Source organism: Salinispira sp., assembly GCF_059431795.1.
Genome location: NZ_JBXWXS010000004.1, coordinates 18,445 through 41,963 on the forward strand (window position 1 = coordinate 18,445; position 23,519 = coordinate 41,963).

The 23,519-nt window shown below is 53.4% G+C and carries 16 protein-coding genes; 7 read left to right on the forward strand and 9 right to left on the reverse strand.

What is annotated here, in order from left to right:
• Nucleotides 1-24: 24 nt before the first annotated feature.
• The 9 genes from AC52PS_RS02355 to AC52PS_RS02395 all read right to left on the reverse strand — a co-directional run bounded on the left by AC52PS_RS02355 (nucleotide 25) and on the right by AC52PS_RS02395 (nucleotide 12,764).
• On the reverse strand, nucleotides 25-927 hold the full coding sequence (locus AC52PS_RS02355) for a hypothetical protein (protein WP_495561424.1): 903 nt from the start codon (nucleotides 925-927) through the stop codon (nucleotides 25-27).
• 132 nt (nucleotides 928-1,059) lie between these two features.
• Nucleotides 1,060-3,132, reverse strand: coding sequence for a sulfate adenylyltransferase subunit CysN (cysN, locus tag AC52PS_RS02360; RefSeq protein ID WP_495561425.1), 2,073 nt, complete (start codon nucleotides 3,130-3,132; stop codon nucleotides 1,060-1,062).
• Complete coding sequence (gene cysD, locus AC52PS_RS02365) at nucleotides 3,132-4,037, reverse strand: sulfate adenylyltransferase subunit CysD (RefSeq protein ID WP_495561426.1); 906 nt, start codon at nucleotides 4,035-4,037, stop codon at nucleotides 3,132-3,134. The genes cysN and cysD overlap by 1 nt, the downstream gene beginning before the upstream one ends.
• 62 nt (nucleotides 4,038-4,099) lie before the next feature.
• Nucleotides 4,100-5,206: a 3'(2'),5'-bisphosphate nucleotidase CysQ family protein gene (locus AC52PS_RS02370; RefSeq protein WP_495561427.1), complete on the reverse strand. Its 1,107-nt coding sequence runs from the start codon at nucleotides 5,204-5,206 to the stop codon at nucleotides 4,100-4,102.
• A 69-nt stretch (nucleotides 5,207-5,275) separates the two neighbouring features.
• A complete protein-coding gene (locus tag AC52PS_RS02375; RefSeq protein ID WP_495561428.1) occupies nucleotides 5,276-7,093 on the reverse strand; it encodes an SLC13 family permease in 1,818 nt (605 codons plus the stop codon).
• Nucleotides 7,094-7,140: 47 nt separating this feature from the next.
• Nucleotides 7,141-8,895 carry a mannose-1-phosphate guanylyltransferase/mannose-6-phosphate isomerase gene (locus tag AC52PS_RS02380; RefSeq protein ID WP_495561429.1) on the reverse strand — a complete coding sequence of 585 codons (1,755 nt, stop codon included), beginning with the start codon at nucleotides 8,893-8,895 and terminating at the stop codon, nucleotides 7,141-7,143.
• Nucleotides 8,896-9,024: 129 nt separating this feature from the next.
• The gene (gene metF / locus AC52PS_RS02385) at nucleotides 9,025-9,975 is read right to left on the reverse strand and encodes a methylenetetrahydrofolate reductase [NAD(P)H] (RefSeq protein ID WP_495561430.1); all 951 of its coding nucleotides are present in this window, start codon (nucleotides 9,973-9,975) and stop codon (nucleotides 9,025-9,027) included.
• A gap of 25 nt (nucleotides 9,976-10,000) precedes the next feature.
• On the reverse strand, nucleotides 10,001-11,167 hold the full coding sequence (metK, locus tag AC52PS_RS02390; protein WP_495561431.1) for a methionine adenosyltransferase: 1,167 nt from the start codon (nucleotides 11,165-11,167) through the stop codon (nucleotides 10,001-10,003).
• 169 nt (nucleotides 11,168-11,336) lie between these two features.
• Entirely contained in the window at nucleotides 11,337-12,764 is a 1,428-nt protein-coding gene (locus AC52PS_RS02395) for a GGDEF domain-containing protein (protein WP_495561432.1), read from the reverse strand.
• A gap of 137 nt (nucleotides 12,765-12,901) precedes the next feature.
• Between AC52PS_RS02395 and AC52PS_RS02400 the strand changes: the two genes are divergently transcribed.
• From AC52PS_RS02400 to AC52PS_RS02430, 7 genes are all read left to right on the forward strand, one after another.
• On the forward strand, nucleotides 12,902-14,941 hold the full coding sequence (locus AC52PS_RS02400) for a sugar phosphorylase (protein WP_495561433.1): 2,040 nt from the start codon (nucleotides 12,902-12,904) through the stop codon (nucleotides 14,939-14,941).
• A gap of 72 nt (nucleotides 14,942-15,013) precedes the next feature.
• Entirely contained in the window at nucleotides 15,014-16,222 is a 1,209-nt protein-coding gene (locus AC52PS_RS02405) for a M20/M25/M40 family metallo-hydrolase (RefSeq protein WP_495561434.1), read from the forward strand.
• Entirely contained in the window at nucleotides 16,212-17,276 is a 1,065-nt protein-coding gene (locus AC52PS_RS02410; RefSeq protein ID WP_495561435.1) for a glucosyl-3-phosphoglycerate synthase, read from the forward strand. The genes AC52PS_RS02405 and AC52PS_RS02410 overlap by 11 nt, the downstream gene beginning before the upstream one ends.
• The gene (locus tag AC52PS_RS02415) at nucleotides 17,273-18,970 is read left to right on the forward strand and encodes a glycosyltransferase family protein (protein WP_495561436.1); all 1,698 of its coding nucleotides are present in this window, start codon (nucleotides 17,273-17,275) and stop codon (nucleotides 18,968-18,970) included. Before AC52PS_RS02410 ends, AC52PS_RS02415 begins: the two co-directional genes overlap by 4 nt.
• Nucleotides 18,971-19,078: 108 nt before the next feature.
• Nucleotides 19,079-20,026 (forward strand): HAD family hydrolase, encoded by a 948-nt coding sequence (locus AC52PS_RS02420; RefSeq protein WP_495561437.1) that lies wholly within the window; start codon nucleotides 19,079-19,081, stop codon nucleotides 20,024-20,026.
• Nucleotides 20,027-20,073: 47 nt separating this feature from the next.
• Nucleotides 20,074-21,363: a glycosyltransferase gene (locus tag AC52PS_RS02425; RefSeq protein ID WP_495561438.1), complete on the forward strand. Its 1,290-nt coding sequence runs from the start codon at nucleotides 20,074-20,076 to the stop codon at nucleotides 21,361-21,363.
• Between the two features lie 134 nt (nucleotides 21,364-21,497).
• Nucleotides 21,498-23,444, forward strand: a complete 1,947-nt coding sequence (locus AC52PS_RS02430; protein WP_495561439.1) for a GAF domain-containing SpoIIE family protein phosphatase — start codon at nucleotides 21,498-21,500, stop codon at nucleotides 23,442-23,444.
• Nucleotides 23,445-23,519 lie beyond the last annotated feature (75 nt).

A 23,519-nucleotide genomic window follows, 5' to 3' on the forward strand; every position in this document is an offset into this window, starting at 1 on the left:
CCGGGGTATTTAATTCACAGATAATTATTTCAGCTCGAGCGTCCAGCTTTTCGGACCAAACGATCTGTCTTCGGCGGACATTCCGTTTGAACTGGAAAAATCAGCCTTCACAATCCCTATGCCTTTGGCAAAATAGATACTCCCTTCGTATGTATATTCCTCAGTGTTTTCATAATCCTGGCTGTCATCTGTCTTGTGATCTCGAATTCTGCTATAAAGGTTAGTGAAGACTCCATCAACCCTAACCACAGAATCAAATGTACCGGCGGGAACGGTTACCGAATCATCCACGGAAGCTACAGTAAGAATAATATCCACAGTGGTGGTATCTACTGAGGTTTCTACCACATCGCCAGTGCTGCTGTCGGTCACGACCTCATCGTTGCTAAAGCTTTGAGCAAATCGCGACTCGGCACCTTCGACCAGTTCGGGGGGAAGCAGTTCAAGACCGTTAGAGTACAATGCGCTAAAAGAAATATCTTCGGTATCTGTTTCATTATCGAATGTATCTTCATAGATGGATGTAAAATCACCGGATACGCCATGAACTCTTACTCCCAGGTTGTTGGAAACATACATGTAAAATCCCTGGGCGATATCATTGAATTCATCGAAATCTTCCTGTGTGGAGGAACTTCCAGCCTCATTCATTTCCGCTGCGCTCACCTGCCAGCGCATGCCGGGCACACCCTCAACATCTGATTCGCCGGCAACAGTCATAGTAACATCCGCGTTCAACGCCATGCTATCATCTTCATTAATACCGTTTGAATCCCAGAAACTCAGATCTACATTGTAGGTCTGACTTGAACCGTCTTCCAAAGGAAAGAAATTCGCCGCATTTCCCAGTGCTCCATTGAATAGATTGCAGGATGAAACGGCAAACAGCATGCCGATTGCCACAACGGCCAGAAATATCTTCTTCATTACGCCCTCCATTGTCCAAATATCGTTGAAGATGCTTCGCGCATGTGAGAGCTTGGATACTCAGATTAGTAATATTTGGTTAATGCAATATATCACCTTTTCATGAGATATACCAGTTCAATTGATTATACATCAAATCATCTCTCTGAGAATCGTAACCGCCTGCTCCACCGACACCTTCTGGGTATCCACAAACAGCTCCGCATCGTGGTTCACCTCGTAGGGCTGATGGATTCCGGTGAAGTTTTCAATTTCTCCGTTTGCGGCCTTTTGGTACAGCCCCTTGGGATCCCGTCGTTTAGCTTCTTCCAAGTCAACCTTCACATGAACCTCTCTGAAACGTCCTTCGGGAAAGAGCCTGCGCACATCATCACGCATGGCTTTTCGGGGGCTGATAAACGTACACAGCACAATGAACCCGGCGTCATAAAAGAGTTTGGCGGCATGGCCCACCCGGCGGATATTCTCCTGTCGGTCGGCTTCGCTGAAGCCCAGGTCCCCGTTGAGTCCGTGACGGATATTATCGCCGTCCAGCATCACCACCTGTCGGCCTTCTGCAAACAACCGCTTTTCCAGGGCCTTGGCAATGGTGCTTTTACCGCTGCCTGAAAGACCGGTGAACCAGAAAATCTGGGCTTTATGGCCGTTCCGTTCTTCCCGGGCGGCAAGGCTAACGTCGGTGTCTTCCCATTTCACGTTGGGGCTGACGGTGCTGCGCTCAGCTGCGCCCGGGACTTCAGGTCCATTCTCGGATATTTGCCGTGCGCTGTGGCGGATCATGCCGGCGGCTACAGTGAGGTTGGTTGCCGGATCGATGAGGACAAAGCTGCCGGTCTGTCGGTTGCGGCTGTATGAATCAAAATAGAGGGGATGTGCGGTTTCGATCCTTACCGCTCCGATTTCATTCAGTGTGAGACTGTCTGCGGGATCGTGGGACAGATCGTTTACATCGATATTGTATTCCAGCCGATTCACATAGGACTGAACCCTGCGGGTGGTCTGTTGGAGAATGTAATGGTTGGAGAGAGACAGATCGTTGGCGTCGTCCATCCAGCAGAGTATTGCTTCAAAATTGGTGGAAGATTCGGGGAGATCCTCGCTTTTCACGATCATGTCGCCCCGGGAAATATCAATTTCATCTTCCAGAGTGAGGATCACCGATTGGCTTTCGAAGGCCTCATCCAGCTCCCCTTCGTAGGTGACGATGGATTGAACAGTGCTGATTTTGTTGGAAGGCAGGGCGGTAATCGCATCTCCCTTCTTCACCGTACCCGAAGCAATTCTCCCGGCAAAACCCCGGAAGTCCAGATGGGGTCTCACCACATACTGAACCGGGAAGCGGAAGTCTTCAAGGTTTCTGTCTCCGGCCAGGGTAACAGTTTCCAGATGATGGAGCACCGAGCGTCCCTCGTACCAGTCCATGTTGCTGCTTTTATCCACCACATTGTCTCCGGTGAGGGCCGAGATAGGGATAAAGGCAATGTCATCAATGTCCAGATTATCGCAGAAATCGGTATAGTCGGTGACGATATCGTTAAACACCTGTTCGGACCAGTCCACCAGATCCATTTTGTTCACCGCCACCACCAGATGGGGAATACCCAACAGGCTGGCAATGAATCCGTGGCGCTTGCTCTGTGTGAGAACCCCTTTGCGGGCATCGATAAGCACTATTGCAAGATCCGCGGTGGATGCGCCGGTAACCATGTTCCGGGTGTACTGCTCATGTCCCGGGGTGTCGGCGATAATGAACTTCCGCTTGGGGGTGGAAAAGTAGCGGTATGCCACATCGATGGTAATACCCTGCTCCCGTTCGGCTCTCAGGCCGTCGGTCAGCAGGGCCAGGTTCACATCTTCTTCCCCACGCAGCTGGCTGGACGCCTCCAGCTGTTCCATCTGATCCTGGAATATGGCTTTGCTGTCGAACAGCAGGCGGCCGATGAGGGTGGATTTTCCGTCGTCCACGCTTCCGGCTGTGGTAAACCGCAGAAGTTCCCGGTTTAAGTATTCTTCAATATTGTATTCGTCATGTTCGCCTGCGGTGTTTGTTGCCCCGTCTGCCTTGCTGGCTGCTTGCTGAGTGGCCGCTTTCTTGTTGGCTGCTTCCTGAGTGGCCGCTTTCTTGTTGGCTGCTTGCTGAGTGGCCGCAGCCTGAGCGGCGGAACTCTGATTATGCTCATCGTTATTTTTGGTCTTTGAACTCATTAGAAATACCCCTGTTTTTTCCGGTCTTCCATTGCAGCTTCGCTCCGCTTGTCGTCGGCCCGGCCTCCCCGTTCGGTGGTTCGGGTGGCGGCGATTTCCGCAATAATTTCTTCAACATTCCGGGCGGGACTTTCCACCCCGCCGGTGCAGGTCATATCTCCGATGGTTCTGAACCGGACTTCCTTCTCCACCGGTTCTTCACCGGGCAGCTTCTCAATTACATCGCTGTCTCCCAGAATCACACCGTCCCGGATAAGTACCTTCCTGGTGTGGGAGAAGTAGAGATTGGGCATGGGAATATTTTCCAGGGCGATATAGCTCCACACATCCAATTCGGTCCAGTTAGATATGGGGAAGACCCGGAAGTGTTCACCCATGTTTTTTTGGGCGTTGAATATGTTCCAGAGTTCGGGACGCTGACTCTTCGGGTCCCATTGGCCGAAGCGGTTTCTGAAACTGAAGAAGCGCTCCTTCGCCCGGGCCTTTTCTTCATCACGCCGGGCTCCGCCCATGGCTGCGTCGAATTTATTCTCTTTAATTGCATCGAGAAGGGTTACAGTCTGAAGGGAGTTTCGACTGGCGTAGGGGCCGGTTTCTTCGCTGACCCGGCCGGAGTCTATGGAATCCTGAACGTGGGCTACGATCAGGTTCGCCTCATAGTCTTTAATGAACTGATCCCGAAACTCGATGGTTTCAGCGAAGTTGTGACCGGTATCCACATGCATGAGGGGAAAGGGAATTTTCCCCGGATAAAAGGCCTTTCTGGCCAGATGGGCCATGCAGATTGAATCCTTGCCACCGGAAAACAGCATTACCGGCCGTTCAAATTGAGCAGCCACCTCCCGAATTACATATATGGCTTCGGATTCCAGTGATCGCAGATGATTCAGATGATACTTTTTCATAGAACTGTCCTTGCCGCCCTGCTCATACCGTATGATCGGTCATCGTTGCAGAGCAGATGTATTTAGTGCTCCAGAATCCTCGGGTCCCGGTATACCAGAAACCAGGGATTCAGCAAATCTTCCTTGTTATATTCCAGGGGCTGATGATTCTCAGCCTGTACCACCCCAAGACCTGCAGCCCGGCACACTGCGTCTGCTGCCGCAGTGTCCCACTCCATAGTGGGGGCAAAACGGGGATACACGTCGGCCTCCCCTGACGCCACCTTGCACAGCTTCAGACTGCTGCCGAAACTTGCGAGCTCAACCCCATTATACGCCGATTCGAGCCCGGCGATAAACTCTTCGGTGGCCTCATTCAGGTGACTTCGGCTTGCCACCACTCTGAGAGACTGCTGTGTTCCCGGACCGGAGAGGGTTTCCGTTTCGGTGGACACGGCAAGTGCAACACTTCGAGTCCTCCAGGCGTCCACGCCCTCAGACAGGCGGTTGATCTGATAGGCCCGTCCCGGAGCGTCGGCACCCGGAGCGTCGGCACCCGGAGCGTCAGCACCCGGAGCGTCGGAACCCGGACTGCCGTCGCCGTCATCTCTGTCCCTCCACCCGATATAGGCAATATCCTGCACCGGTACATACACCACGCCCAGAACCGGCTCCCACACCCCGTGGGGGGCATCCGGGGAGTCCGGACCAGCGCCGGCACCCTGAGCACCTTGAGCGCCGGCACCCTGAGCACCTTGAGCGCCGGCATCCTGAGCCCCTGGAGCGCCTGCGCCCGAAGGCCGGGGGGCCATGAGGGCGATGTTGGTGGTGAACTCTCCGTTACGCTTGATAAATTCCTTGGTTCCGTCCAGGGGATCGATGAGCCAATAGCGCCCCCAGTTTCTCCTCGAGCCGTACTCTGAAATATCCCCTTCTTCGGAAAGCACAGGAAGCTTCTCATCGCCATCCTGGGAATCTGCATCCCCGGCCAGCGTCAGCTTTTCCAGGCCCCGCTGAATTACGGCGTGGGAGCGGCGGTCCGCCTCGGTGAGCGGGGAGTCGTCCTGTTTCATATCCACGGAAAAATCCCGGGAATACACGTCCAGGATCTCCTTACCCGCCTCAAGACTGATCTTCAGCAGTGCGGAGATGAGTTCTTCGCTGAACGGTTCATGCTGGTTGTTGGTCATATATCCTGTTCACCCTCGGGAGAAATAGTAAATCCGGTTCAATTATTATTGATGAAGCCATTCTATCGGTTAAAGATAGAGCATGTCCACCATGAACATTGTCACAAGAAATGAGATCACATTCATGGGAAGCCCCACCTTGAGAAAATCCCGAAACCGGTACTGGGCGGCACTCTGAACTATCAAATTGGTCTGATACCCCATGGGAGTGGAAAAACTGCTTCCCGCGGCAACCAGGAGAACCATGATCATAGCTCTGGTATCGATTCCCATGCTTTGGGAGAGACTCATAACAATAGGAAAGAGAAGCACAGCCGCCGCATTATTGGTGATCAGCTCGGTGATAATATTAGTGATAATAAACACCACCGCCAAAATGCCCAGGGGACCGAAGAACCGTGAAAGGGTGAACATCTGTTCGCCGATTCGATCGGCAATTCCCGTATTCTCCAGGGCAACGGAGATCCCGATGGCCGAGGCAATAATAAACAGCAGATCGAAGCGGATCGCCTCCTTCATATCCCTGGTATTGATGGTTCGGGTTGCGAAAAGGATGGCAACCAGAAGGGCGGCAAAGTGGAGCAGCCCCATTGGCCGTCCTCCCACACCCAAAATAAAGCCCATGGTACTTAAGGCGGCCAACGCGATCATAATTACCGTACCGGCGTACACCAGGTAACGCTGCCATTTTTTCAATACCGTTACCTCACGGGTTCTGTCCAGGAGATAAAATTCCGGAATCCGGCGAAGCTGTTTAACCCGATCATCCGTTGTGAGAATGAGAAGGTTGTCCCCTGGCTTCAGCTTCATATCGCCGATGCGGCCGCTGAGCCGTTCACCCTTTCTGTGGACGGCGATCACCGCCGCACCGTAGCGGCTGCGGAAGGACATCTGTTTAATGCTGCGCCCGGGAAGTTTGGTATCGTCCCGGACAACCAGCTCAACCAGGCGGTTTTGAATATCCCGGGTATCGGAGGCAAAGCTTTTCGGATCTCCGGGAACCAAATGCTTCTCCTGGGCCAACTCTTCGGCGGCCTCCACATCTCCGGCAAAAATCAGCCGGTCACCCTCTTTCAGGCGAAACTCGGGCTCCACAGGTCCGTAGAGCAGATCCTTGCGGTAGATCTGGGCAAGATACACTCCCCGGAGGTTTCTAAACCCCGCCTCTTCCACGGTCATACCCGAGAGAATACTGCGTTTGGGAACCATCAGCTCGATCAGGTATTCATCGCTGTGAGCCGCCAGCCTCTGCCCCGGTTCTTCATAGGAGGGAAGCAGATGTCTGCCCGCCAGCATCATGTAGAGAATACCTGCAATGGTCAGGGGCACACCAATAACTCCCGGTTCAAAGAAAAACAGACCGTTCCCGCTGTAATCGGTAAAGAGGTTGTTGATCAGCAGATTGGTGGAGGTTCCGATGATGGTCCACATACCGCCGACAATGGCGGCGTAACTCAACGGTATGAGCAGCCTGCTGCTGGGCACATCATGCTTCTGCGCCCAGCCCTTCACCGCCGGAACCAGCATAAGAACGATGGGCGTATTATTCAAAATAGAGGAGAAAAGGGCTACAGGAAGCATGAGCACGAAAATCAGCACCGTCTCAAAACGGAAGGTCTTCTCGGTGCGGATAAAGCGGACCGCATCGCCGATAATTCCGGTCTTCTCCACCGCCTTGTTTACAATAAAGAGCAGTGCCAGGGTGGCGATTACCGGGTTGGCAAAACCGCTCAGAGCCTGAGAGGGAGTAATAATCTGAAGAAGAAATAAAACTCCCACCGCTCCCAGGAAGGCAAAAACCGGGCGCACCCGGTCGCTGATCAATACCGCCAGCAGCACTCCAATGGTTACAATGGTGGCGATTGCATTGAAGCTCAGTAAAGGCATATACCTTCCTTAGCTGCGCCTGTACGGATTAGCTGAGAATTTGCCATTTACCGCAGCCACGCATAGTCGTCTTCAAGACGCTGCACGTCGGTTTCATCTATCTGGACGCTTTGTCCGCCCCGGGTCTGGTCGTTTGCTTCATGGGCTCCGCTGATATCAGGGTGGGGAAGAGATTCGTCCTGTTTACCCCCTTCCTCTTTGGAGGGGGCTGGGGCCACGGCCGCGGATGAGGCGCGGGCTGCGGCGGCGGGAGTATGGGCTCCGGCGTCGGCCGCCGTTGAGCCGTTCTTTCCGGTGGAAACACCCGTTCTCTCAGGGGCGTCGGCGTCGGCAACTCCAAGCTGGGTTTCAATAATTATGAGGGTCTCATCGGAGGGGTTTTCTATGCGGTGATACGCCCCCATGGGAATCTCAACTCCCTGCCCGGGATAATAATGCTTTCTGCTCTTCTCAATCTGTACCAGCGCCTGCCCGGAAACAATGGTCCAATGCTCCTCCCGCTTGAAATGGCGCTGGAGGCTGGTGCGCTTTCCCGGTTTAATCTCTATGCGCCGGACCATATACGCTCCGCCGTCGTGCAGGGTGGTGTACTGCCCCCATGGCCGTTCAATGGTGGGAAAGCGCTCGGTGAGCCGGGACTCGGGACCGTCACGCTGCTCCAGCTCCTTTACCACATTCTTCACCTTCTGGCTGCTTCCCCTCCGGGATATAAGCAGGGCGTCCGGCGTCTCCACAACCATGAGATCCTCAACATCGATCATGGCCACCTGCCGGCCACCGCCGATTACCAGATTACGTCGTGAATCTATATACACCGGATCAACGTCCGCAGCGGAGGCGTTGCCGTCGTCGTCAAAATCCGCCTGATCCCCGGACATGGCCTCCCGGGCGTCCGATTCGCCGTCCCGGTAAAAATCGTAGAGTGCATCCAAACTTCCCAGATCGCTCCAGCCGATATCGCAGGGGACAACTGCAATCCGCCGGCTCTTTTCCATTACCGCATAGTCCACGGATATTGCCGGGATCCCTTCCATATCTTCAACCCGGGGCTGCCAGGGAGTTCGCTCCCGTTTCGCCTCAGGTCCACCGGCGTCTTTGAAGGCCGCCAGGGCGGCGGAGTACACATCAGGTGCATGCAGCTTCAGTTCTTCCAGAAATGTGCCTGCTTTGAAACAGAACATTCCGCTGTTCCAATAGAAATTTCCCGCTTCAACGAATTGTTCCGCTGTGGCCTGATCAGGTTTCTCACGGAACGCCTTCACCCCGTAGGGATCGGCGTCGCTGCTGCCCTCCTGCGGGCCCTGGGCTTCAATATACCCAAAGCCGGTTTCAGGATACTCGGGGCGGATTCCGAACGTGACGATCCGGCCTGCCCGCGCCAGCTCCACCGCCGTTTGAACGGCGTCGGCATAGGCCTCTTCTTTTTCTATGAGATGATCCGAAGGGGTGGCCAGGATAAGGGTTTCTTCATCCACCAGCATGGCTGCCAGCGCCATGGCGGGTGCGGTGTTCCGTCCCACCGGCTCGATGAGGCCGAAATGCTCGTGGATGCCCAGACCTTCCATCTGGTTGAAGCCCAGAAACGCCTGATGCCGGTTTGCCGCAAGCATGGTGGCGGATGCAATCTTACGGTTCCTGGCAACCGTGCGTTCAAAGAGGGTTTGTCCCCTGAGAATTCGTGAGAACTGTTTTGGAAGAAGCTTTCGGGAAAGGGGCCATAATCTGCTGCCCACCCCGCCGCAGAGAATAAGATTCACAAGTTCGCCCGATGGATTCACTGCATTGGAACTGCGCCTGGACATACTCACTCCTTCCGATCATGTACCTTTCGATTATTAGTGGTCAATCATTCTGCGCTGCAGGCAGCAATCCATACCGGGGAATTTGCAGCCCAGCTCTATCCGGATATTACCGAACGTTCTGAAATCATCTTACCCCCGGACAGAATAGCTTTCCAACCCCAAATTCTTCATTATTCGAATAGATGCCCCCGAGTTGTTCAGTGTATAGAGGTGAATCCCCGCAACCCGGTGACTCAGGAGATCACTGATCTGCTCGCTGGTCCAATGCTCACCCACCCGGGAAACTGCGTCCCGGACTTCGGCAGTGTTGTTTGCTTCTGCGCCGAATATGCCCCACTGTCCTCCGTTGTTGTTCACACTCCGCTTCAGCCGCTGAAGCAGGGCCGCAGGAAAGCGGCTGCCCCCGGAGAGCTCGGCCATTTTTTCCATCCCTTTCACGGATGTTACCGGCATGAGTCCGGCAATAATGGGAATATCAATTCCCGCCAGCCTGCAGCGCTCACGATAATCGTAAAAATCCCGGTTGTCAAAAAACATCTGGGTCACAATATAATCCGCCCCGGCGTCCACCTTCGCTTTCAGATAATCCATCTCCTTCAGACGGTTTGCAGTAGCCGGATGCCCCTCCGGAAAGCCCGCCACACCAACCCCGAAATGGGGGTACTTCCGTTTGATATATCCCACAAGATCGGCGGCGTAGGCGAAGGGGCGCTCAAGCACCGTTGCTGCCCCTGTCTTGGGAACATCCCCTTTAAGCGCGAGAATGTTGTGGATGCCCTCCCGGTCGTAACGCTCAAGAATGGCGGCAATCTCCGTCTCGGAACTTTGTTCGCAGGTAAGATGGGCAACCACCGGCAGCCCTTCGCCGTGAATCCGGCTGACCAGATCATGGGTGTTGTCCCGGGTGCTTCCGCCGGCGCCGTAGGTTACCGAGACATACGCTGGATTCAGAGGCAGCAGTTCGCGCATGGTGGTGAAAAGCTTATCCCAGCCCCGGGAAGTCTTCGGGGGGAAGAACTCGAAGCTGAAGGGTATTTTCCCCTCATCGTTACAGCCGTTAAAAATATCTTTAATAAGCATTGAGTTGTTCTTTTTCCCGGACAATTTACAGTGCCGCCTTCAGAGCAGCCGCTCTGTCGGTCTTCTCCCAACTGAAGCCGTCCCTGCCGAAATGACCGTAGTTGGTTGTGCTGCGGTAGATGGGCTTAAGGAGATCCAGTTCGCTTACAATGCCTTTGGGGGTAAGGTCGAACACCTTCTTCACCGCTTCGGCAATCTGAAAATCCTCAATTTCCCCGGTGCCGAAACTGTTCACCATGACGCTTACGGGAAAGGGTACGCCGATGGCATAGGCAAGCTGAACCTCAGCCCGGTCGGCCAGACCTGCCGCAACAATATTTTTCGCCACATACCGCGCCATGTAAGCGGCGGAACGGTCCACCTTGCTGGGGTCTTTTCCGCTGAAGGCTCCGCCGCCGTGTCGGCCCATGCCGCCGTATGTGTCCACAATGATTTTTCTTCCGGTCAATCCCGCATCTCCGTGGGGGCCGCCGATAACAAAGCGTCCGGTGGGGTTAATAAAAAAGTCGGTTTTGGGTGTAAGGAGCCCCGTAGGTTCCAGCACCGGGCGGATAACCTCTTCCCTGATCCGCTCTTCAATTTCCTTCCGGCTCACATCTGGGTCATGCTGGTGGCTTACTACCACTGAATCTACGCTCACCGGGGTGAATCCGTCATATTGAATAGATACCTGGCTTTTACTGTCGGGCCTCAACCAGGGAATGTTCCCGTTTTTACGTAATTCGGCTGCCCTGCGCAGGATTCTGTGGGCAAAACTCACCGGCGCGGGCATTAATTCATCGGTTTCATTACAGGCGAAGCCGAACATCATGCCCTGGTCCCCGGCGCCCTGTTCGCCGGAATAGAGCCCTGAGCCGTTCACTCCTTGGGCGATATCCGGGCTCTGGCTGTGGATCGCATTGAGCACCGACATGCTCTCCCAGTCCAGACCGTAATCCGCATGGGTGTACCCGATATCCCGCACCACATCCCGGGCAATCTGCTGAATATCCACATACGTCTCGGTGGTGATTTCTCCCCCGATGAGTACCATACCCGTGGTGGTGTAGGTTTCACAGGCCACATGGGCTGTGGGATCATCGTTGAGACATGCATCAAGAACCGCATCGGAAACCTGATCCGCAAGCTTATCCGGGTGTCCTTCAGATACAGACTCAGATGTGAATACATACTTCTCTTTATGTTGGGCCATGTGACCTCCTGATTAACTGGGGTAAACCATCGATCCCATCCCGCTCTGCGTATGGATCGGAGTCCGGATTATGAGTGGGAATATACAGAAAAGCACAAGGATAATCAAGGAAAGTATCGATATATCGCGATTCATAGATATTCTATTGAATATTGCCGGAGCTTCCCATTCAACCCTTGGAAACAACCAGACGATTTCTTCCCCCGTCTTTTGCGGCATACAGCGCCTGATCCGCCCGCTTCAACACTGCAGAAGCATTCTCTGAAGAATCATCCCTCCGGGACAACCCCATGCTTACCGTAATATTGACCGTCTTGGGCACCTGATTTCTGCTGCGGCTGTCTGTGTTCCCCTTCCCTTTTGCTTGGGGGATCTTTCTTCCCCCGGTCTTCTCTTTCGGACCGCCGCTTCGGCCTTTAGGACTGTGACGGTAGGGCCGGAAAAACTTTCTCAGGGCAAAGGGATAGGAAGCAATTTTTTGTCTGATGGAATCAGCATGCCGGGCCGCTTCACCGGCATCCAGACCCGGAAACAGCAGGACAAACTCTTCCCCCCCGTAGCGGTAGGCGGTTCCCGGGCGGGCATGTGCAGCCATGATTCTTGCCACCATCTTCAGCACCTGGTCTCCCACATCATGACCGTAACTGTCATTAAAGCTTTTGAACTTATCAACGTCCACCATCACAATGCTGTATTTCTTCCCCAGATTAGACAAGGCATCATCGAAGGCCCTGCGTCCGGGCAGTTCGGTGAGCTGATCCTGATACGCCATACGATAGGAAATGTCGAAGAGGGTTACCACTTCCAGAATTGCGGCGGTGAACACCGCCAGGGCAAGAAATCCGTGAAGGCCCGGCTCAACCCCTTCCCCGGCCATGAACATAAACTCGGGGGTCAGCTCATTTCCTTCCAATCCCGCAGTCACCAGCTCGGGATAACTTTCCATCCCTGCCATCCGGATCATCACCAAAGAAATTACCAGTATCCACAACACCGCAGCCATGTCCCGACCGGGCCTGAGAATATACCTGATAATCCCCATACTCACGGCTCCCCCGTACAAAAAAAGCGACCATGACGAAACGCCCAGCTGGGCCAGTTTGGTATCCGGCGGCACAAGATCCAGGGAAGCAGCCCAACGGGTAAGGGGAAGGCCCGCATACTGCTCCAAAAGAAATCTCAGCAGCACCGGCAATCCAATAATGAGAAGAAGAAAACGGGTGTGGGGACTGAAAATACCCCGTTCCCGGGCAAACATGAACACCGCAAACGCCCAGGGAATAAAGATGAACGTCCAGTATGCGCCGTTGGTCAACTCTTCCTGCTGAAAGAACCACATCTGGATAATCAGCAGGAGGGTGAAATAGAACCCCCGGGCACGGAAGTAGCGAAGCGAGAAGGAGAATATTGCCATCATTCCGATTACCAGAGCCGCGTCCAGAAGATTCAACACGACCTGGGAAATCCGGGCGGCCTCGCTGAAACCGCCCATAGGCAGATATAGCACCCCCATGAATACGGCAAAAAAAACAGCACCGGGCAGAAGGATTGGCACAAAGTAATCGCCGAGAATGCGTCGGATTGTCGGGGCTTCCATGTTTCTCAGCATAATGCCCGCCATTGGGAAAGTCCACGGAAAGGGGAAAGTCCGCAGAAAAAGTTGCGAAGGCCGGCGGCCTCGGCTATTCTATGTAACAGATCAGCAACCCTGCGGTAACGGCCCGGGAGGAAACCATGTCCGAATCACTGAACATATCAGCGTTTATTTCGCAGATTTACCCGCCAGACACGGCACAACATGCACAACAGGAACTCAGCAGGCTCCTGAAGACCCATGGGGAAAAACTCAGGGAAGCCCGCAGCCGCTTCCAGTCGGCCAGCCAGGCAGTGGGAGAAGACGGGGACAGCGGAGGAAATGCTTCCGGCCCCTCAGATGCAAACCGGAGCCGGCTGCCCCTGAGTGAAGAGGACGCCTTTGTGATCTGCTACGGGGACAGTTTTCTTTTGGGGGAGGAACCTTCTGCTCCTGAACAGCGCAGCCGGGCCGCCCTGGGTGTGGGCGGCGGCATTGAAGAAGACGGAAGCCTTCATCCTGAAGCGGACGAGAAAAACCGCCACCTGCGGGCCCTGGCGAAGTTCGCCGGGAAGCATCTAAAGGATGTGGTAAGCGGAATTCACATTCTGCCCTTTTTCCCCTACTCTTCGGACGACGGGTTCTCCATTATCGATTACTACCGGGTCAACCCCGACCTTGGGGACTGGTCGGATATCAACCGGATTGCTTCGGACTTCCGGCTGATGGCGGACCTGGTGCTCAATCACTGTTCCGCAAAGGGCCCCTGGTTCAAGGCCTATCTTGAGGGGGACCCCAAGTATCAGGGATTTTTTATTGATATGCCTTCAGACAGCGATGTTCGGGAAATTGTCCGCCCCCGCACCCATCCGTTGTTGACCCCGTTCCCCGCAAAGGATCCTGAGAGGGGAGAACAGATTACCCGGCATGTGTGGACCACATTCAGCGCTGACCAGGTTGATCTGAATTTCAGCCACCCTGGCACCCTGGTTCAGATGATAGATGCCATCTTGTTCTTTATTGAGCAAGGCGCTCAGGTGATTCGGCTGGATGCAATCGCCTACCTTTGGAAGGAATTAGGCACCCCCTCCAGTCATCACGAAAAAACCCATCTGGTGGTTCAACTTTACCGGCACATTCTTGACGTTCTGGCACCCTGGGTGGTGCTTATTACCGAAACAAACGTTCCCCACCGGGAAAACATGAGCTATTTCGGAAACGGGGTGAACGAAGCCCACATGATCTACCAGTTCAGCCTTCCCCCGTTGATCTTCGATGCCTTCCTTCGGGGTGATGCGTCGCATTTACGGGATTGGGCGAGAACTATTCCCAGCGGAAATCCCGGACCGGTGGGATACCACAGCAGCTACTTCAATTTCTGCGCCAGCCACGACGGCATCGGGGTCACACCCGCCCACGGCATACTCAGCGAGGATGAACTGGAGGGACTGTATCAGGCGGCTACATCCAGGGGAGGAAAGATCAATTACAAGGCCACACCCGGGGGCAGGATTCCCTATGAACTGAATATTAATTATTTCAGCGCCGTTGCGGACCCGGATTTACCCACTGATATGCGGGTTAAGAAATTTCTGGCCAGCCAGACCGTACTCCTTTCTCTGGCAGGAGTCCCGGGGATCTACATTCACAGTCTCATCGGTTCGGAAAACTGGGAAGAGGGCGTGGAGCTTACCGGAGCCAACAGAACCATCAACCGTCAGAAACTGTTTCTCTCCCGGGTGGAAGAGGAGCTGGCCGACCCCTCCAGTCTCCGTTCAATGGTGTTTAGCGGATATACACACATGATCAAAACCCGGCGAAAACAGAGGGCCTTCCATCCCGCGGGAAAACAGAGTATTCTGGATGTGGGCTCCGAAGAGGTGTTTGCCGTTCTCCGGGAATCGCCCCTCCCCCCCCAGGGAGGAGAGCCTGATCAGATCATACTTTGCCTGATAAATACATCGGCACGGCCCGTACACGCGCGACTGAACCGGAATTTGGGATACACCGGGATTGCGGGAAAGGAGTCCGGACCGGATTTCTACGACATCCTCAGCGACCAGATGTTTTGCACCAGCCTCCAGTGTTTCGAAGGGGAGGAAACGGCTGCAGATTCAAAGGAAGACCTGAGCGAACGCACCGCCATTCTCAAGCTGGCTCCCTGGGAAGTTCTCTGGCTGGAAATACGCAGCCCCCGGTGATTCCCTCCATTAACGCAGCTGTCATTCACAGCCGAGCTGTGCCTGTATAGATTTTCCTAGGAGGAGTATCGAATGAAGTTTCCATCCCGGCTGAAGCCGATCACCGACAGACTGTCCGATTACAGCGAGGGTATCCGTTCCATGCGGGAACAGATAATCACCAATTCCATCCTTATCGGCCAGGTTCCCCCCATCGCAGTGAACGTGAAGCAGGATGAGGTGGAACATAAAAACACCAATCTCCGGGTAAGAACCTTTCTTGAACGTCTTTCGGAAGTGGGGCTTCATGAAGCCGCCACCGATACCGCAGGAAACGCCGTGGGCTTAATTAAGGGAGATGGGGAACGGGAAGGCTGCATCGTGGTGGCCGCCCACATGGACACAGTGTTCCATTTCGACCAGGAAACCCACCTCTCCATCGACAGCAACAGCATCAGCGGACCGGGGATTATCGACAACTCCATCAGTCTGGGAGTGCTGCTCAGCCTGCCGGAAATCCTGAATCACCTGGCCCTGAAATTCAATTCCGATATCGTTCTGCTGGGCCTGAGCGAGTCCCTGGGCGAGGCCAATCTCCGGGGAATCCGCGAATTTCTCAAGCATTGGCGCCGCCCCATTAAGGGAGCAGTGATCCTGGAAGGTGCCGAGCTGGGGCGGCTCAACTATTTTTCCCGCTCAATGATCCGTGCCAACATCAACTGTGAAATTCCCATGATCTCCGGCTGGGAGAATAAGTACGGAAACAACGCTATTATTATTCTGAACGAAATTATCAACAGAATTCTGGAGATACATCTTCCTCAGCGGCCCCAGACCCAGATTATCATCGGAAAGATTAAGGGAGGCATTAAACACGGAGACCTTGCCCTGTCCTCCAGCCTGGGTCTGGAAATTGAATCAACTTCCGACGAGCTGGTTCAGCAGATATATTCAAAGATCGAAGATATTGTGGACACCGGAAAGCACGAGAATCTGATTGATATTACCCTCACTCCCCTTTCAAACGTTCATGCGGCCCGAATGGAATACACCCATCCTCTGGTGAAAACCGGGGTTGCATGCCTTGAGGCGTTGGGAGTAAAACCGGTAATTGAATCCAGCGAATCCGAGCTCTCTATTTTTCTGGGCCACAAGATTCCCGCAATTACGGTGGGGGTCAGCCACGGGGAAAACTATCATACGGAAAATGCCCAAATTGAAATTGACCCCATATTTAAGGGGATTGCCCAGATCGTGGGCATTATTGAAGCTATAGACAAGGGGATCATCGATGAGCAATAGCACACAAAGCTGGCTTCAGCACAACACATATCATCATTCCGATTTTGCAGATATCCGGAAGCTGGTGGAGATGAAGAAGAAGAAAAATCTGACCATTTCCCTCTGCCTGCCCACCCTGAATGAAGAAAAGACCATCGCCAAGGAAATTATCATCATGAAGTCGGAGCTGATGCTCCGCTATCCCCTTCTGGATGAAATTGCCGTTATCGATTCCGGCTCCACAGACAACACGGTGGAGATTGCCAAAAGCTACGGCGTGGACGTGCATCTTGCGGACGATATTCTGCCCGAAATGGAGAAGTTCAAGGGGAAGGGGGAAAATCTCTGGAAGGCTCTGTACGTTTTGAAAGGCGATATAATTGTCTATATTGATGCGGATATTAAGAACATCCACCACCGTTTTGTCTACGGACTGCTGGGCCCCCTGCTCATGCGGGAGGACGTCCGCTATGTGAAGGCGTTTTACGACCGCCCCTTAAGCATCGACGCCCGGCAGGTGAAGCCCACAGGGGGAGGAAGGGTTACCGAGCTGGTAATCCGTCCCCTGTTCAGCCTGTTCACCCCCCAGCTCAGCCAGATTATTCAGCCCCTGAGCGGCGAGTACGCCGGGTACCGGGATGTGCTGGAGCAGGTGAGCTTCCCCATCGGCTACGGTATTGAAACGTCCATGCTTCTGGACATTTACGAGCGCTGGGGCATGGAAATAATGGCCCAGGTGGATTTGGATAAACGGGTACACCGCAACCAGGACACCATCGCCCTGGGGCGTATGGCATTCGGAATCATGCAGACCTTTCTGAAACGAATTGAAAAGCTGGGGCTGATCAACATCAACACCGAAATGTTCGATGAAATGCTTCAACATGCCATTCAGGAAGGCAGCTACGACAAAATCAGCACCGAAATGCGGGCCAAAGAGCGCCCTCCCATGATTACCATACCCGAGTATCAAAAGACGTTTTATCCCCAGGGGCTTCCCGCCGACCGGGAAGATAAGGCCAAGGGAGGGGCCAGGAAGGCCAGTTCGGGCAAAAAATCCGGCAGCGCATCATGAAAGTCGCATTTATTCACTACCATCTGAAACCCGGAGGGGTAACCAGAGTGATCCGCCAACAGGCATCAATCTGTGAAAAGATGGGTTGGGATTACTGCATTCTTGCCGGGGAAAATCCACTGGAGCTTCCCAATGTAATCACCTTAAGCGAACTCCACTACGATCTCCACCGCAGCGGTCTGGGGGGAGGAAACCCGGCGGCCGTCCTGGCCCAGCGTATTCACAATGCGGTGTCACAATTTTTCCGCTGCAGAGAAACCCGCAATGGCGAAGACGAACAGGACGGCGAAGACGAACAGGACGGCGAAGAGCGATCCGCCCCGGTAACCGGCTCCCGAACTCACCACCGCAGCGGGGGTGAGTCGGATGTTCCCAGCCCCCAAACCGGCGCTCATTCACCCGTCTGCGCAGATGTGATTCATGTGCACAACCCAACCCTTGCTAAAAACAGCGACCTTCTGCCGGCATTGAATATCCTGAAAGACCAGGGGCACCCTCTCTTTTTCCAGATCCACGATTTCGCGGAGGATGGACGCCCCACGGTGTACTCTTCAGCTCCGTATCCCGGGGACGTACATTACGGCTGCATCAACAACAGAGACGGGGAATACCTGAAGTCCGCAGGCCTGGCAGCTGAGCGGCTTCATCTCTTGCCCAATCTGGTAAGTCCTCTTCCTGGGGCCCTGGAACCAGGGTCGGCTGTCCCCCCGGTATCAGGCGGGAAGAATAGCCCGGGAATCGGCAAAGGCAAGCAACGCCGCTTCGCCCTCTACCCGGTACGGGGTATCCGGCGGAAAAACCTGGGAGAAGTACTGCTGCTTTCCATGCTCTTCGACAACCTGGAATTCGGCATCACTCTGGAACCTAATAATCCGGCGGATATGCCTTCTTACCGCTTTTGGGAAGCCCTGGCAGATGAACTGGATGCCCCGGTGTATTTCAACACCGCCAGAAGGCAAAGTTTTGAACAGGCGTTGCAAAAGGCGGACTTTTTCATCAGCACAAGCGTCCAGGAGGGGTTCGGGTTTACCTTTCTGGAACCCTGGACTCTGGGAAAACCTGTGGCCGGGAGAAAAATCCCCTACGTGAACCGGGATTTCACCGCTAACGGCCTGATTATGGACCGCTTCTACGATGAGCTCCCCGTTCCCGTAAACCTTATACGTATGGAACTATTCAGGCAGGAATGGCTGGAGGAGACCCGCCGGCGTTTAAGCCGCTTCAGAATTGCTTTGCGGAATCAGGGACTGGACAGGGGAGCTGCCCGGACCCGGGAAATTTCCGGAAACCTGGAAGCACGTTTCGAAGAGCTGTACGCATCCCGCCCTCACATCGATTTTGCCCGGTTGGACCGGGAAAACCAGGCATCGTTCATCCGGACCCTTCGGGAGTCCGCCGAACAGAGACAGCTTCTTCTTTCCCGGGTTCCTGCACTTCAGGACTGCCCGTTCACCGGCTGCGTAAAAGATATGAAGCAGGAAATCATCAGCAATCACAGCAAGGTATACCAGGCATACGGCGGGCAACAGTATGCACAGCGCATGGAAGATATTTACCGGGTGGTCATACGGGATGCAAAAATTTCCGGATCCCGTTCCGCTGCGGCAGAATCTCCTGTGCCAGCACTGGATAAGGAACACCTGCTCTTCTCCTTCCTGGATCCTTCGCAGGTGTTCCTGGTTGCGTCTCTGTAAAACCGAGGGCCGCGGAATTCTGTCAGCGGGGCGGAATATGATCGAAAGGCCCGGAATAATGACAGATGGGTCATTGCAGATCATTCAGAAGGGGAGGAACACAAACAGATGAGCCCAAATAAAAGCGAACCCTACGATCAGCTCATATCCCAGATATTTCTTGAAGAGCGGGAGATCATTCACCCGCTGCAGCTCCCGGATACCCCCTCTTCCCTGGGGCGCCACTCTGCAGGGGGAGACAACAGTCATGAACCGCCGGCCGGTCCCATTGAGGCCCTGATCTTCGATATTTACGGTACGCTGATAATCTCCGCAAGCGGAGATATCAGCCTGGGGGAAGACACTTCATCCAGAGAGGGAAGGCTGAAAACGCTCCTGAATGAGTATGATATCGACAGCGACCCCTCCCGGCTCAGCGCTCAGATGAAAGACCGGATCCTTCGCGTCCATCGGGAACTGAAAGAACAGGGCGTGGACTACCCGGAAGTGGAAATTCGCAGCATCTGGTCATCCCTGAAGTCCCTGGAACATCTGGGAGAAGAGGATATTGCCCTGTTCTCCGCTGAGTACGAAGCGCTGGTAAATCCTGTGGCCCCCATGCCGGGTCTGGAAAATGTGCTCGCCTGCGCCCGGGCTGCGGGCATCCCCCTGGGGATCGTCTCCAACGCCCAGTTTTACACCCCCGCCATGTTCCGGGCGTTCACCGGAAAATCCCTGCTTCAACTGGGGTTTCATCCCGACCTGATGATATTCAGCTACCAGGAAGGTTACGGAAAACCCAGCACAGTTCTCTACCGGAGACTTGCTGAACGGCTGGAAAAACTTCAGCATCCGGGCCATGGAATTCGCTCCATCCCGCCCTCCCGCTGTCTCTATGTGGGAAACGATATGCTCAAGGATGTGTGGGCGTCGGCTCAATGCGGATTTCAGACGGCGCTGTTCGCCGGAGACGCAAGAAGTTTCCGTCCCCGAAAAGAAGATCTACGCTGTGCAAACTTGCAAGCCGATTATGTAGTATCTAAACTTGAAGATATCTGCCTGCTGCTTCACGGATAATTCCCGAACATGGAATACGGCGCATCAGCAGGCCCCGAGGAGTCTATATGTATGTACGCGGATTAAGCGGTGAAGTAAAGAATATCGGTTTTATCTCAACCCGGTTTCAGGGAACCGATGGTGTGAGTCTGGAGACGGACAAGTGGATCACCGTACTTGAGCGCATGGGCTTCGACTGCTATTTCTTCGCCGGAATATCCGACTGGGACCCCGAACGTACCATGGTGGCTCCCGAGGCATTCTGGGAACATCCGGATGTTGCGGAAGTTCAGCGGGAAGTATTCGGCAGCACCCGTCGTGACGAGTCAATCACAGGCCGCATCCACTACCTCAGGCGACTTATAAAGGTTCAGATCTATGAGTTCATCCGGCGCTTCAATGTACAGATCCTCATTATTGAGAATGCACTGGCCATCCCAATGAATGTACCCCTTGGCCTGGCAATTACCGAGGTGGTGGCGGAAACCGGCATTCCCAGCATCGGGCATCATCATGATTTTTACTGGGAGCGCCCCAGATTTCTGGTGAACAGCATCCCAGAATACATCTCCATGGCCTTTCCGCCGAAGATGCATTCTATGGCCCATGTGGTGATCAACTCCGAAGCCAGGAAATCTATGAGCTACCGTCGGGGCCTGAGCTCGGTGGTCATTCCCAACGTGCATGATTACCACAGCAGTGCTCCCGGCATAGATGATTATAACAAGGATTTCCGGCAGGCAATCGGCGTAGCCGATGACGATATCCTCATCCTCCAGCCTACCAGGATTGTGGCCCGCAAGGGGATTGAGCATGCCATTGAGCTGCTGAACCGGATGAAAAACCCTAAAGCCAAACTGTTGATCAGCCATAAGGCGAAGGATGAAGGGAAGGAATACTACGAACGGATTGTAGATTACGCTAAATTAATGAATGTGGATCTAATCATCCGGCCGGACATTGTGGGGGCTGAACGGGGAAAAAATGAGGATGGTCATAAAATGTACAGCCTCTGGGATATATATCCTCATGCGGATTTTGTAACCTACCCATCAACATATGAGGGCTTCGGAAATGCCTTCCTGGAAGCCATCTACTTCCGCAAACCACTGATGGTGAACCGCTATTCCATCTTTATTCAGGATATCGAACCCCTTGGTTTCGATGCCATTGTAATGGACACCTATATAACCGACCGGGAGGTTCAGCAGGTAAACGATGTACTGAACGAACCGGAAAAAACCAAGGCCATGGTGGATAAAAATTATGAACTGGCGATGGAATACTTCAGCTATAACATTCTTGAACAAAAGCTGAGAACGGTTCTTCTGAACTTCGGGATCGTAGGGCATGAGTAATTCCCAGTCCGGATTGTGCGGCAGGATCCGGATTCAAAAGTAATTGATTGAATTCGCCGGATTCTCAGGGTATAATCACCAAAATTTCCCCCTCGTAAAGGGACAGCACGAGCTTCAGAAGCACAGGGTTAACTATGTCATTAATAGATTTTATCAGTGGAGTTCTCAGCGGAACTGTATGGGTCAGGCTGATTATGGTCCTCGTCCTCTGGGTGATCACCTCCCATGTGGAAAAAAAATACGTCATACCCCATATCAAATGGCTGAAAAGAGTTCCCCTGATTCTTCTACTCCGGGAAATTGCCGCACTCTTTTACTTCACTCCGTCGCTCTTCTATATTTCAGATGCCCTCATTCTGACCATTTATCTCTGGTGGCTGAACTCGTATGCCGGCAACAGAAAGAACACCATGACTCTTTCATTGCTGAATTTTGCAATTCTTATTCCCATTCTGACGGTGGCTGAACTGTTTCCTGCCGCCCAGCTGATTTTTGTGGCCGCCGATCTACACCTTGCGGTATTCGTTTTTCTCTTTTTCATTCAGATGAGCAATGTTTCAGTCTACAACACCGAAGATGCGGGGTTTATTATTCAGAACCGGGGCAGCATTTTCATGTTTATGATTTTCACACGGGTTGCCCTGCTCTTTGACGCCTCGTTTTCAACGGTCTGGGCCCAGACTCTTCTGCTGCCCCTCTCTATTGTGCCCTACATTTTTTACTTTATGCAGTATGACCTCTATTTTTATGCCCTGCAGAAAGAATCGGAGGAATTCAACAATCAGTATCTGAACTCACTCTTTGACTTCATGCAGACCATCGGTACCGCAATGACCGAAAGGATTGAGGTGAAGGCGGTACTGGAGTATGTAATGCAGGCCATTGTTCAGTACACCGACGCCGAGGCCGGTGTGGTTTTACTGAAAGACAACGACGAAGGCACCCTCCATGTTACCTGCCGGGAAGGGTATTTCCCGCCCCCCTACGATCTGCCGCAGATGGTGGCCACCAAGATCGCCAGTGTGGAAACATACTTCGAAAGTGCGCCCATTCATATCGGCGAAACGGTGTTGGGTGAAGTGGCAATGGACAATGAAGCGGTGTTCATCCGTAACACCGTTGAAGACGGTCGCATGACTGCGAATATTAAAGAAAACACCATGTTCATCAGTTCGCTCATCGCCATCCCCCTCATCGTTAACAATGAGGTATTTGGAGTTGTATCGGTTATTCACCGGCAAAAGCGGCAGTTATTCAGCGAGCTGGACTATGAACGCTGTAAGGTATTCGTAGAGTACGCATCACTCACCTTGGATTCCCTGTATAATTACGCACAGCTTCTGGAAAAACAGGAAATTGAACGGGAAGTAAATATCGCCGGTGAGATCCAGAAAAAACTTCTCCCCGGACGTCTGCCCAAACGGATCCGGGAAGCGGTGACAGCATGGAGTCAGCCTGCAAAAGGTGTATCCGGAGACTACTACGATATCATCACCCTGAACCGCTCGGGAAAACTGGGCATGGTTATCTGCGATGTGGCGGGAAAAGGTGTACCTGCCTCCCTGATCATGGTAATGATTCGTACCATTATCCATCTGGTTGCCGGTTCCACCCAGGACGCATCCAAGGTTGTGAGCTGGATCAACCGAGGTATCGCAGGGCGTATCGATATTGAACGATTCGCAACCCTGAGTTACATTACCTATGATCCCAACACCCAGCGGATTGAATACTCCAATGCCGCCCATCACCCGCTGGTAATTCTCCGGCATGAAACCGGCGATATTGAGAAGCTTGACTCCAAGGGACTGCCCATAGGGCTCGAACGGGAAGCAAACTACGAACGGGTAGGCACGACCCTCTCCCCGGGAGATGCGGTACTGCTATACACCGATGGTATTGTTGAAGCCATGAACCCTGAAGGGGAACAGTATGAAGAAGAGCGTCTTGAGGAGGTGTTCCGCGAGCACGCCAACCGGAGTTCCTCAGAAATAATGATGGCCATACGTTCAGATATTGAACACTTTGTCGGTCCGGCAAAGCAGCACGATGACCAAACCCTGATTGTTATGAAAGCATGATATAATAGATCATGTATTTTATACAGATTCTCTTCGCACAAGAGTGGTTTCATCGTATATAATACACATTGTACT

Bases quoted from the DNA above. Each gene is read 5' to 3' on its own strand.
- AC52PS_RS02355 (WP_495561424.1), bottom strand. From the start codon at position 927: ATGAAGAAGATATTTCTGGCCGTTGTGGCAATCGGCATGCTGTTTGCC.
- cysN (WP_495561425.1), bottom strand. From the start codon at position 3,132: ATGAGTTCAAAGACCAAAAATAACGATGAGCATAATCAGAGTTCCGCC.
- cysD (WP_495561426.1), bottom strand. From the start codon at position 4,037: ATGAAAAAGTATCATCTGAATCATCTGCGATCACTGGAATCCGAAGCC.
- AC52PS_RS02370 (WP_495561427.1), bottom strand. From the start codon at position 5,206: ATGACCAACAACCAGCATGAACCGTTCAGCGAAGAACTCATCTCCGCA.
- AC52PS_RS02375 (WP_495561428.1), bottom strand. From the start codon at position 7,093: ATGCCTTTACTGAGCTTCAATGCAATCGCCACCATTGTAACCATTGGA.
- AC52PS_RS02380 (WP_495561429.1), bottom strand. From the start codon at position 8,895: ATGTCCAGGCGCAGTTCCAATGCAGTGAATCCATCGGGCGAACTTGTG.
- metF (WP_495561430.1), bottom strand. From the start codon at position 9,975: ATGCTTATTAAAGATATTTTTAACGGCTGTAACGATGAGGGGAAAATA.
- metK (WP_495561431.1), bottom strand. From the start codon at position 11,167: ATGGCCCAACATAAAGAGAAGTATGTATTCACATCTGAGTCTGTATCT.
- AC52PS_RS02395 (WP_495561432.1), bottom strand. From the start codon at position 12,764: ATGGAAGCCCCGACAATCCGACGCATTCTCGGCGATTACTTTGTGCCA.
- AC52PS_RS02400 (WP_495561433.1), top strand. From the start codon at position 12,902: ATGTCCGAATCACTGAACATATCAGCGTTTATTTCGCAGATTTACCCG.
- AC52PS_RS02405 (WP_495561434.1), top strand. From the start codon at position 15,014: ATGAAGTTTCCATCCCGGCTGAAGCCGATCACCGACAGACTGTCCGAT.
- AC52PS_RS02410 (WP_495561435.1), top strand. From the start codon at position 16,212: ATGAGCAATAGCACACAAAGCTGGCTTCAGCACAACACATATCATCAT.
- AC52PS_RS02415 (WP_495561436.1), top strand. From the start codon at position 17,273: ATGAAAGTCGCATTTATTCACTACCATCTGAAACCCGGAGGGGTAACC.
- AC52PS_RS02420 (WP_495561437.1), top strand. From the start codon at position 19,079: ATGAGCCCAAATAAAAGCGAACCCTACGATCAGCTCATATCCCAGATA.
- AC52PS_RS02425 (WP_495561438.1), top strand. From the start codon at position 20,074: ATGTATGTACGCGGATTAAGCGGTGAAGTAAAGAATATCGGTTTTATC.
- AC52PS_RS02430 (WP_495561439.1), top strand. From the start codon at position 21,498: ATGTCATTAATAGATTTTATCAGTGGAGTTCTCAGCGGAACTGTATGG.